The sequence below is a fragment of the Moorena sp. SIO4A5 genome, assembly GCF_010672005.1.
In the GTDB taxonomy this organism is placed as follows: Bacteria; Cyanobacteriota; Cyanobacteriia; order Cyanobacteriales; family Coleofasciculaceae; genus Moorena.
The window spans coordinates 1-11,014 of record NZ_JAAHHZ010000175.1 but is presented as its reverse complement, the minus strand read 5'-3'; the positions used below and the strand labels follow the sequence as shown (position 1 = coordinate 11,014).

Genomic DNA, 11,014 nt, shown 5'->3' with positions numbered 1-11,014 from the left:
TACCTCCTGAACTTCCTACCGAAGAACTGTTTGAACCGTTGATATCTACCGATAACCTATTAATCGAGCGCATCATCTCCACTGGACAAACCACACCAACCGGAGAGTGGTATGACCAAGACCAAGATGAATGGGTAATCCTGTTACAAGGGCAAGCAACCCTTAGCTACGTTGACGGTTCCAGTGTCAAGCTCAAACCAGGGGATTATCTATTTATTAAAGCTCATCAAAAGCATCGAGTGGAATATACCAGTGCTGAGCCACCCTGCATTTGGCTAGCCGTTCATGGCAATTTGCAACAGCAGCAGATCACAAAAGCTATAGAGTAATCGCCCTTCAAGTATGCCCCTAAAATATTAAGTTATGTAAAACATTTCATAACTTGATTAGCTACTCCTGATTACTTAGTATAGGTTACTGCTGTGATGGGGAAATGCGATCGCTATTTATTGTCGTCTCATTTTCCCTTAACTCTAGTAAATTTATATTTCCGAAATCCGTCTAAATCAGGAAACTCTGTCCTTAGATGGGAATAGTTTATATAAGCCCAACCAAGACCAGACTACCTTCAATGACAGTTCATATAACAGTTCATAGAAGTGTAGGGCCAGACTGAACTAGGAGATGATGAGAAGACGCCGATGTCACTATAAAATGGATTAAATGCTCTCAAACAAAAACGTTATGCAGAGGCGGTGCAATGGCTAGAAGACTATTGCCACTATTGCCAACATTCTCGCGATCACCATTCTCAAGAGTATAGTCAAGCCCAAGCAGCTCTGGTGAAAGCCTATAGCGGCAATGGTGAGAACAAAAAAGCGATCGCCCTCTGTCGGAAGTTAGAAAATCACCCAAATTCCCAGGTCAGCAATTGGGCAAAAAAATGTCTGACCACCCTCACCTCAAAGTCAACAAAAACAACCCTAACAAAAACAATAGCTAAAGCCATGTCAAAATCCCGTCACAAAGCCGGAAGAGTGGCGCAAACTGGAATCAGGTTAGCCATGAAAGGCATTGCCGGTAATCTTGCCCTTGCCTCTGGTGTTACCATCTCTTTACTATTTGGGATGGTATTAGTCTTATCTCTGAGTTTGCTGCTAATCCTAAATAGTAACAATCCTGTTACTGGGTTAATCATCTCAGTTGCCATCACCCTAATTTTTAATGTTGCTGCCTTTTTCATCTCTCCCTGGATCATGGACTTAACCCAACGGTGGCTTTACCAAACCCGTTGGGTAACCCTAGCAGATATCCAGCGCTATAGTCCTGAAAGCGCAGAGGTGATTGAGCGGGTCTGTCAAGAAAAAAATATCAAACAACCTCGATTGGGTATCATTGACGACCAAAATCCCACCGCGTTTACCTATGGTTCTTTACCAAACAGCGCTCGTTTAGTCGTTAGTCAGGGTTTATTTACTTACCTTGATGATGATGAAATCGCCACAGTTTATGCCCATGAATTAGGGCATATTGTCCACTGGGACTTTGCCGTAATGACCTTAGCGGCGACTTTGGTACAAATCACCTACCTGATCTATTCTTTCGCTAGACGGATCAGTCGCGGCGGTGGTAACAGTAAAGGCAAAGATGCTGCTCAAACAGCAGCAATGGTAGCTTATGTGTTTTACATCATCGGCACTTACCTGGTGCTGTACCTATCCCGAACCCGAGAGTACTATGCTGATCACTTTGCTGCTGAAACTACCGGTAACCCAAATGCTCTATCACGAGCTTTGGTGAAGATTGCCTACGGTATCGTGGAAGAAGGGGAACGAGCAAAAGAACCCAGTAAATTGATTGAAGGAACCCGCGCCCTCGGTATTTGCGACCACAAAGCTGCTGCTTCCACTGGTACCGCCTATCGTATCGCCTCAGACTCCCAGAAAGTTGGACGAGTTTTTCTATGGGATATCTTTAACCCCTGGGGTTGGTGGATGGAGTTGAATTCTACTCATCCCCTAACCGGTAAACGAGTCCGCGCTTTAACAAAACTCGCGAAATTCCCCAACCTCGTGCGTTGTAGGTTGGGGATGGATAGCGAGCCAGGGATTTGACTTTATACCTTGACTCCTTAATAGAAAATATATATAATAGTAATTAAGGTCGATAAAGAGGTTGAGTGTAATGAAACATAGAGCCGTCAAAGTCAGAATCTATCCCACCCAAGAACAGGTTCAAATCCTTGCCCAACATTTTGGGTGTGCTCGTTGGTGGTGGAATTATGCGCTAAATCAGTGTATAGAAACCTATAAAGAAACTGGCAAAGGGCTAAAACAATCTGCACTCAACTCTATGCTACCAAAACTCAAAAAACAAAAAGAGACTGAATGGCTAAAAGAATGTTATTCTCAGGTTTTACAATCTGTGAGCCTCAATCTTAGTCGTGCCTATCAAAATTTCTTTGAGGCTAGGGCTGAATATCCTAGGTTCAAATCATATCATCAGCGCCAATCGATTCAGTATCCCCAGAACGTAAAACAAGTTGATGACTGCCTTAAATTTCCTGGTAAATTAGGATTTGTCAAGGCAATAATTCACCGACCACTAGATGGAGAAATCAAAACTGTAACCGTCAGTAAAACCCCCTCTGGGAAGTACTATGCTTCTGTGTTGATGGAATATGATTCGGATTATTTACAGCCTTCCACAAAGGGAAAGTTTATCGGAATTGATTTGGGCATTAAGGATTTTGCTATTACCTACGATGGCGAAAAGATTTCCAAGTTTAGGAATCCAAGGCACTTAGCTAAGTACGAAAATAAACTGGCCAAAAAGCAACGTATTGCTGCCCGAAAGAAAAAAGGCAGTAATGGGCGCAAAAAAGCCAAAAAGATTGTAGCTAAGGTATACGAACAGATTGGAAATGTCCGCCAAGACTACCTCCATAAGCTATCTAGGAAGATAGTTGACAACAACCAAGTAGTGGTAGTCGAAAACCTAAATGTCAAGGGCATGCTGTGCGCTACGCGCACGCTTCGCGAACGTAACCATAAATTAGCTAAAGCAATATCTGATCTAGGTTGGGGAACTTTTGTGAATTTTCTTTCTTATAAGTGCGAGAAAGAGGGGAAAGTGTTGGTCGAAATAAGTCGATGGTTCCCTAGTTCCAAAACCTGCTCTAATTGTCATTACCGAATCAAAAAGTTGCCACTGGATATCAGGACTTGGACTTGTCCAAATTGTGGAACTCATCACGATAGAGATGGTAATGCGGCAAAGAATATTAGGGCAGAAGGCATCAGAATGCTAGCCTCCTCTGGGACGGAGGAGGTCAACGCCAGTGGAGAAGAAGCAAGACCAAGACGTGGACGCCCGTCCAAGTTAAGGCATTCTTCCGTGAAACTGGAAGCCCCGACCTGGCCGTAGGCCACGCTTTCGGCAAAGCCGTTCGCGAAGCGTGGCCTACGGCCTCCGCTGCGCGAACGCGAACAACGTAGTAGGTCGGGGTAGTTCACCTACTTATGCTGAGCAAATGGACTTAGAGACTGAATTTGATATGGCTACTGTCGTCCGAGAAGGCAATCAGCTCAGTAAGAAAAAGCTCTATGGTAATTTTGCCGTGGATATCGTATTGTTCAATGCTCAATTCATTGGTAGTATTACTGGTTTAATGATTGCTTCTATCGTCTTGAGTTGGACTGCTCAGGTAACAGTATTGCCCAGCTTTATGCTTTTTGGCTTTGCTGTGGGAACCTTGATTAAGACCCTGGTGATGTACCCAGATTTCAAGCAATCGTCTCGATCGGATATCTTCACCTTAATGTGTGACCCGTACGCCAGTCCTTTGCGTGGTCGTCCCGTGAAACTCCAAGGTGAGTTAATTGGTCGCGGCGATGCTGGCTATAAATTTGGTTCCGATCTCAAGCTTCAAGACCGCAGTGGGATGATTTATACCCGCTATGCTTCTCGCTTTGGTCCAATCGGTAACTTCCTCTTTGGTAGCAGTAAGGTGCAGAACTTAATTGGCTCCCAAGTCAATGTAGTTGGCTGGTTCCGCAGAGGAATTGCCCCTTGGCTAGACTTGATCCACTTGGAAAGCAATAGCGCCACTGTCAACAGTTACCATCGTTTCTGGTCATTGACTGTTGCAGTTGGAGCAATTATTTTGGGATTTGGACTTTTCTTTGTCCTCTGATATCCTGTCCAGTTGTTTCGGTAATCGGTAATCGGGGGGTTTGAGGGAATAGGGAGTAGGGAGTAGGGAGTAGGGAGTAGGGAGTAGTGATGCAGCGCGGTCTTTCCTACTTTTCCCTGTTCCCGATTCCCGATTCCCGATTCCCGATTCCCGATTCCCGATTCCCGATTCCCGATTCCCTATTCCCTTTGCTATACTTTAAAACTTAATCTAGTCTCACCTCTTTTGACAGGTGTCTAAACCAATTAAAGTACAAACAAATAGATAGGATAATAAATAAAAACAACAGGATACCAAAATTATCCCAACGTTTCATCATTAACATGATTCCCATTAAAAACAACACTATCTGCCAAGGAATTCCGATCAATGTAGATAGAATATCCCGCCGATTTTCGTTCCTGATTTTTGCCTGACTATTAGCTGGGAGGTTTTGACGGATTACTCCCCAAAATCCAAACGGTCGAGTGACTCGATAGAAATTATCCATCACCTCCCGGTCAGTTGGCTCAGTTAAAAATGTCCCTAGGATACATCCTAGTAATGAGCAAACGCTGGGAATGAGAAACAGCGCATATTCCTGAAATTGAGCGTAATTTAAATTGGGTATTACTATTGCCTTGGTTAAAATAGCCGCTACCATCCCCGCCACTGTCCCAAGGGCAAATCCATAGCCATTAAAGCGCCACCAGTACCATCTCAACACCAGAGGAATAGACAGTCCAGCACCTAGTCCCAGGGTTAGCCATCCCCAAATGTCATTGATATTGGTGATATTGAAACTAAATAGCAATCCCACCACTACAATTACAATTGATGCCCAGCGGCTTTGAATAATTAGTTGTTGGCTAGAGGCTTGGGGATTGATATAAGCTTGATAAATATCCTTAACCCAGTAAGCAGCACTAGCATTGATGATTGAGTCAAAGGTAGACATAGCTGCTGCAATAAAACAAGCTATCAGCAACCCTTTTATCCCCACTGGCACATATTCTGCGATCACCGTTGGTAAGATAAGTTCAGGGTCAGCAATTACCGCCTTAGTGGTTCCGTAATGGATACCCAATACTGCAAAGGCTGTAACCAAGGGCCAACGGAAAGAAAGCAAGATTATCCAAAATAGGGACAGTAACCCGGCTTCGCGATCGCTTTTTGCGGCAAAATAGCGTTGGATCATATAGCCACCCCCGCCGCCAAACCCTACCATAATTTCTTTGAACAGATAGAATAAAATCACGCCACCGAACAAGTTGAATATGGCATAGTCTCCCGGTAGATCAACTGTGATTGGGGGCGAGATGCTGCTCCACTCTGTGAAATTCCAAGTTTGCAATTGCTCAGCCCCAGGAATCGAGACCGAGAAGGTATCCGGGATAGTTGCCGTAGAGAATGCGATCGCACAAATATAGATAATCGCAATAAAAATCAAAATACCTTGAAATACATCCGTCCATACCACGCCGTAAAAACCGCTAACAGCCGTGTATACCAGGGCGAGCAAAATCAAAAATATCGAAGCATAGCGGTCATCAATACCCAGAAATTCCCCCAAGAATTTGCCCCCCCCAACCGAAAAGTAACTCATTGAGCCAATAGCAAAGATAATATTAGCAACAGCACTTATGATCCGAGCCGTATTGCCTTCCCGTCCTGAGCCGAAGCGCAAGTGCATCCATTCCGCCAAAGTCATCACCTTTGCCCGTCGGTTCCACTTGCCCATGAATATCATAAAAATAGCCATAATTAAGACAACGCCACCCCGGATTTCGATGAAAAATCCCTTCGTTCCCAGAGCATAAATTAAGGCGCTGATCACCATCGTCCCAGCCAAATCAGTATTGGAGGCCATTCCAGAAGCCCCCAAAACCCACCAGGGCAGATTGCGATTTCCCAAAAAGTAGGATTCTATACCCTCAGATGCTTTCCGTTGAAGAATAACCCCAAAAAGGACTATACAAATCAGGTAAATAGTAACAATGATGTAATCAACTGGATGCATTAATTTTATTATGAAGGATTAAGGATTAAGTATTTCGGCTTGGGCAATCACTACTGGCTTGATCTCGGAAAAATCAATGGCGACAAGAAAGTTTTGCATGATATCAAGTCCGAAGCGCATTGGTATTGTATAACACAAGAGTCTTCTGCAGGTGTTGAGGCTATGGACTCTCAATACCAATAACAAATGACAACGGACTTTTGACCAAAAAACTAAGACTATAAACGAACGACGCCAGCAGACTTGATCTGATCTAAACAGTCAACTATTAGCAGTCGGCTAACGATATAGCTTTATCCTGGACAAGCAGTTAATATATTCCTCTTCTGTCACTCTCCGAATTAAATAAGTAATAAATATGGAAGTTTATCAAGAATAAAAAAATGGTTTAACCAGAATTATTTACGGGTAAATCTGCCCAACCTAATTCACTTTTAGTTTGTTTAAATCCATATTCCAACCAAGCTCTTATTTGATATATTTGGCCAACTTGGTCATAGGTGATTTTGGGAATTTTCGTCATGACAAACCAAGTTGAATCGGCTGGTATTCTCTCTTTATCCGTTGTGCTCTCCCAATATTGTCTTAATCCTCTCTTTCCCTAAATAACTTCTCTGTCTTGATGCAAAGGGCGAGTGGTTTGTTCGCGTTCGCCTTTGGCGTGGCCTACGGCCAAGCGCGCCTTTGGCGATAGTTACCGTAAGAGAGGGTCGCCTTTATAGTCAGCAGGTTATGCAGAAAAGGGTTAAATATTTTTGAATAAGGCGACCCTCTCGCTTCGTTTCGTCTGCCGTGGTTTCCCCCACTCGCGCTTTGCATCAAGACAATGGTGTAATCCTTGTGCATTTTCTAACCCTACTACCTTACCTATCTCTGGTCAACTATTTCAAAGTCACTAAGCACGTCCCAAATGAATGTATTTAAAGTACTCCTAGGCTCTTACTTCTACAAATAAGTTTTTGTACAGTTCACAGTATGTATCTACTTTTCTCACTGTGGAAGCAGCCTGTCTCGCCTCTACCATACTCGACTGACGGGTTTAATAGGTTTGCTCTTCATTTTACAACTCCCTGAGTGACAGAAGAGAGGTAGATGCGTTTGCCCTGCTTCAGTGTGTCAGTTAAGGCTACAAAAAAAATCGAATTTACGAGATAATCAACTAATTCACGAGATAATAAAAAGCTAGTCAGGGTTTAAGGAGTTAGTTAGTGATTCCAGGCGAAATCATTCCCCAAACAGGGGAAATAGAACTCAATGCTGGTCGTGCAACCATCAGAGTACGGGTAGCGAATACAGGCGATCGCCCTATTCAAGTAGGGTCTCACTTTCACTTCTTTGAAGTCAACGAAGCTCTCCAATTTGACCGGGAAGCCACTAAAGGCATGCGCTTAAATATTCCAGCTGGCACCGCTATCCGCTTTGAACCGGGAGACGAACGAGAGGTGGAATTAGTCACTATTGTTGGTAGTCGTCAGGTCTACGGCTTCAATGGCAAAATAAATGGTCAACTTGATAGCTCAACTTGATATATAATTACTATTTTTTTTCTAAAGCAAGCCCTACCCACAGGTAATCCGAGAGTTTGGCCAAGGGGATAAAATTACCCATTACCCATTACCCATTACCCATTACCTATTACCCTCAATCAAGGAGTTATTGATGAGTTATCGTATGGATCGTCGTGCCTACGCCGAAACTTATGGTCCTACCGTAGGCGATCGCATCCGCTTGGCTGATACAGAACTAGTGATCGAAGTGGAACAGGACTACACCACCTATGGTGATGAAGTTAAATTCGGTGGTGGTAAAGTGATTAGAGATGGAATGGGACAATCCCCCATCTCCCGCGCTGAGGGTGCTGTGGATTTGGTGATCACTAATGCCCTCATCCTGGATTGGTGGGGTATTGTTAAAGCCGATATTGGTATTAAAGATGGCAAAATAGTCAACATTGGCAAAGCCGGAAATCCCTACATCCAGGACAATGTCACTATTATTATTGGTCCTAGCACCGAAGCAGTTGCTGGGGAAGGAATGATTGTCACGGCTGGGGGGATTGATGCTCACATTCACTTTATTTGTCCCCAACAGATTGAAACTGCGATCGCATCTGGTATCACTACTATGATCGGCGGTGGTACAGGTCCAGCCACTGGCACTAACGCCACAACCTGTACTCCTGGTGCTTGGAATATTCACCGGATGCTGCAAGCTGCGGATGCATTTCCTGTGAATCTAGGGTTTTTAGGTAAAGGCAATAGTGCCAAACCCGAGGGATTACAGGAACAAGTGATAGCAGGTGCGATGGGATTGAAGCTGCACGAAGACTGGGGGACTACTCCAGCCGCTATTGATACCTGTTTAAGTGTGGCGGATCAGTTTGATGTCCAGGTGGCAATTCATACCGATACCCTAAATGAAGCCGGGTTTGTGGAAAATACCATTGCTGCCTTCAAAAACCGAGTCATTCACACCTACCACACCGAAGGAGCAGGGGGAGGTCATGCTCCAGATATTATTAAAGTGTGTAGTGAAGCTAATGTATTGCCCTCTTCTACCAATCCTACCCGTCCCTATACCCTTAATACCCTAGAAGAACATCTCGATATGCTCATGGTGTGCCATCACCTAGACCGGGGCATTCCTGAAGATGTGGCCTTCGCTGAGTCCCGGATTCGTCGGGAAACTATTGCTGCTGAGGATATCCTTCATGATTTAGGGGCTTTTAGTATGATTGCCTCTGATTCTCAAGCCATGGGACGGGTGGGTGAAGTGATTATCCGTACCTGGCAGACAGCCCACAAAATGAAAGTGCAACGGGGAATGTTATCCACCACTACTGGGGAAACTGGGGAAAATGACAATTTCCGAGCCAAGCGTTACGTTGCCAAGTATACGATTAACCCTGCGATCGCTCACGGAATTGCTAATTATGTTGGTTCCATCGCAGAAGGGAAGCTAGCCGATTTGTGTCTGTGGCGTCCAGCCATGTTTGGAGTCAAGCCAGAGATAGTGATTAAAGGTGGTGCGATCGCATGGTCCCAAATGGGTGATGCCAATGCTAGTATTCCGACACCCCAGCCGATTCATATGCGTCCGATGTTTGGTAGTTTTGGTGGTGCGATCGCAGCCACATCCGTTACCTTTGTCTCCCAAGCTGCCTTAGACCAAGACATCCCAGCTCAAATTGGCTTACAAAAATCTGCTGTTGCCGTTTCCAACACCCGAAACTTGAGCAAGACCGACATGAAACTCAACGATGCCTTGCCACAGATTGAGGTCAATCCAGAAACCTATGAAGTCAGAGCTGATGGGGAATTATTAACATGCGAGCCCGCAACGGTTTTACCCATGGCACAGCGTTACTTCTTATTTTGATAATAGCAGTTATCAATTGGGTGAGGTACAAATCCTTGGGTTTTAGGGAGCAGGGAGCAGGGAGTAGGGAGTAGGTGTAATATTTGTGGAGTTGGAGACCCGGAGCCAGGGAGGGGGGGGAGTGAACAAAAATCCTGTGTACCTGATGAGTATGATAATTGCTATAGCCGTTATAGGGTTTACCATATTTATAAGGTACATTCAACTAGTTACCCCTACTCCCTACTCCCTACTCCCTACTCCCTACTCCCTACTCCCTAATGTTAAGTTTTCTGCTGAACTGACCATAGAGGTATCGAGCTAGAGGTATAACTTAGTTCAGTTTGACAAAAAATTTAACGATGAATCTAAGTATTGCAGCAGTACTCTTATACGGAATCTTAGCCCTGATCGGGGGAATCATGGGCTATGCTAAAGCCAAAAGCAAAATATCTCTCATTTCTGGTATAATCAGCGGTTTATTGCTAATATTTGCTGGAATAATGCAGCTTCAAGGACAACCCTGGGCACAAACTTTAGGGATAGCCGTAGCAGCTGCACTGGTGATTGTGTTTGCCATCCGGCTCGCTAAAACTCGCAAGTTTATGCCAGCTGGACTCATGATCATTGCTGGTGTGGTGTCTCTAGGGGTGATGCTTTATCCAGCTATGGCTTAAAACCAGGCTTTTATATAGTCCCCCCTGAATGCATTTGATCAACCAGAAAAGCACACCATGGATTTTTACACACAGATACCGGATAGGCTAACCGATCGACTAATCTGAGTCTATTTGGTATCTGTGTACATCGGTCTCGTGCTGAGAAGAGCAAAATGCCAACAGTATTAGCCCCTAAACTTCCTTTGAGCTTATTTTTCTTCCTGTCTTCGCAGTTGACTTATGTATAAATCCTATCTATAAATCCTATCTATAAATGCTAAGATTGGGCTAGAAACCCCTATAGCCTAGGCGGTGCTTTACCTGTAACCTTACCAATAGTAATAATTATTAGTCAAGTGTCTCTCACCACAGATATCTATTATAACTCAACCAGTCCAGCCATCGCCAGGACTGCTAACGGTAGCCGTAACTTGGTTTTTGAAGAATTAGCCGAAGTGAGTCCGATGGATCAAGCTGTTTCTCTAGTGTTTATCAATCCCCAAGAGCCTAGTTATGAACCTAGTTATTCTTATTTCCAAGAAGTCCAGTTTAACAATCCCATAAATCTGGAAAATGTGGTCAGACCGACAGTTAATTTTCTTGAAAACCCTCAATCTACCCTACCTGTCGAGAATCTCGTTATTGGTTTTGTCCTAATTTCCATCTTCTCTTTCATATTTATGAAGAGTTCTTGAAAGCTGAAAACCCCCGTGCTTGGGGCGGGGGACGAAAGCTACACCAAGTCTAGTACCTTGCGTTTCTGAGTTAGTAATTTTTAAGGTATAAATCCAGGTTAATTAGCTATAAATAAGAGCTTGAGCAGCCAAACAATTCGGTATTATTTCCAGGAATTATCGATTATTT

Annotated in this window: 10 protein-coding genes; 9 read left to right on the top strand and 1 reads right to left on the bottom strand. The window is 44.1% G+C overall.

The genetic code is table 11. The features are described from left to right. The 4 genes from F6K57_RS30755 to F6K57_RS30740 form a co-directional block, all read left to right on the top strand. On the top strand, positions 1-329 hold a 329-nt coding region (locus F6K57_RS30755), incomplete at its 5' end, for a cupin domain-containing protein (protein WP_293071961.1). Between the two features lie 366 nt (positions 330-695). Continuing rightward, positions 696-2,054, top strand: a complete 1,359-nt coding sequence (locus tag F6K57_RS30750; protein WP_293071960.1) for a zinc metalloprotease HtpX — start codon at positions 696-698, stop codon at positions 2,052-2,054. A gap of 70 nt (positions 2,055-2,124) precedes the next feature. Next, a complete protein-coding gene (locus F6K57_RS30745) occupies positions 2,125-3,366 on the top strand; it encodes an RNA-guided endonuclease TnpB family protein (RefSeq protein WP_293024774.1) in 1,242 nt (413 codons plus the stop codon). Between the two features lie 31 nt (positions 3,367-3,397). Further along, positions 3,398-4,135: a hypothetical protein gene (locus F6K57_RS30740; RefSeq protein WP_293071959.1), complete on the top strand. Its 738-nt coding sequence runs from the start codon at positions 3,398-3,400 to the stop codon at positions 4,133-4,135. Between the two features lie 205 nt (positions 4,136-4,340). On the opposite strand, the gene F6K57_RS30735 is transcribed toward F6K57_RS30740, so the two are convergent. Next, positions 4,341-6,134: a sodium:solute symporter gene (locus F6K57_RS30735; protein WP_293071958.1), complete on the bottom strand. Its 1,794-nt coding sequence runs from the start codon at positions 6,132-6,134 to the stop codon at positions 4,341-4,343. 1,208 nt (positions 6,135-7,342) lie between these two features. On the opposite strand from F6K57_RS30735, the gene F6K57_RS30730 reads away from it, so the two are divergent. The 5 genes from F6K57_RS30730 to F6K57_RS30710 all read left to right on the top strand — a co-directional run bounded on the left by F6K57_RS30730 (position 7,343) and on the right by F6K57_RS30710 (position 10,845). After that, a complete protein-coding gene (locus F6K57_RS30730; RefSeq protein ID WP_293024769.1) occupies positions 7,343-7,660 on the top strand; it encodes an urease subunit beta in 318 nt (105 codons plus the stop codon). A gap of 133 nt (positions 7,661-7,793) precedes the next feature. Next, positions 7,794-9,512 carry an urease subunit alpha gene (gene ureC / locus F6K57_RS30725; RefSeq protein ID WP_293039903.1) on the top strand — a complete coding sequence of 573 codons (1,719 nt, stop codon included), beginning with the start codon at positions 7,794-7,796 and terminating at the stop codon, positions 9,510-9,512. A gap of 121 nt (positions 9,513-9,633) precedes the next feature. After that, positions 9,634-9,816 (top strand): hypothetical protein, encoded by a 183-nt coding sequence (locus F6K57_RS30720; RefSeq protein WP_293024765.1) that lies wholly within the window; start codon positions 9,634-9,636, stop codon positions 9,814-9,816. 37 nt (positions 9,817-9,853) lie between these two features. Continuing rightward, a complete protein-coding gene (locus F6K57_RS30715) occupies positions 9,854-10,168 on the top strand; it encodes a TMEM14 family protein (RefSeq protein ID WP_293024780.1) in 315 nt (104 codons plus the stop codon). Positions 10,169-10,506: 338 nt separating this feature from the next. Then, positions 10,507-10,845: a hypothetical protein gene (locus F6K57_RS30710; protein ID WP_293039906.1), complete on the top strand. Its 339-nt coding sequence runs from the start codon at positions 10,507-10,509 to the stop codon at positions 10,843-10,845. Positions 10,846-11,014 lie beyond the last annotated feature (169 nt).

Bases quoted from the DNA above. Each gene is read 5' to 3' on its own strand.
- F6K57_RS30745 (WP_293024774.1), top strand. From the start codon at position 2,125: ATGAAACATAGAGCCGTCAAAGTCAGAATCTATCCCACCCAAGAACAG.
- F6K57_RS30735 (WP_293071958.1), bottom strand. From the start codon at position 6,134: ATGCATCCAGTTGATTACATCATTGTTACTATTTACCTGATTTGTATA.
- ureC (WP_293039903.1), top strand. From the start codon at position 7,794: ATGAGTTATCGTATGGATCGTCGTGCCTACGCCGAAACTTATGGTCCT.
- F6K57_RS30715 (WP_293024780.1), top strand. From the start codon at position 9,854: ATGAATCTAAGTATTGCAGCAGTACTCTTATACGGAATCTTAGCCCTG.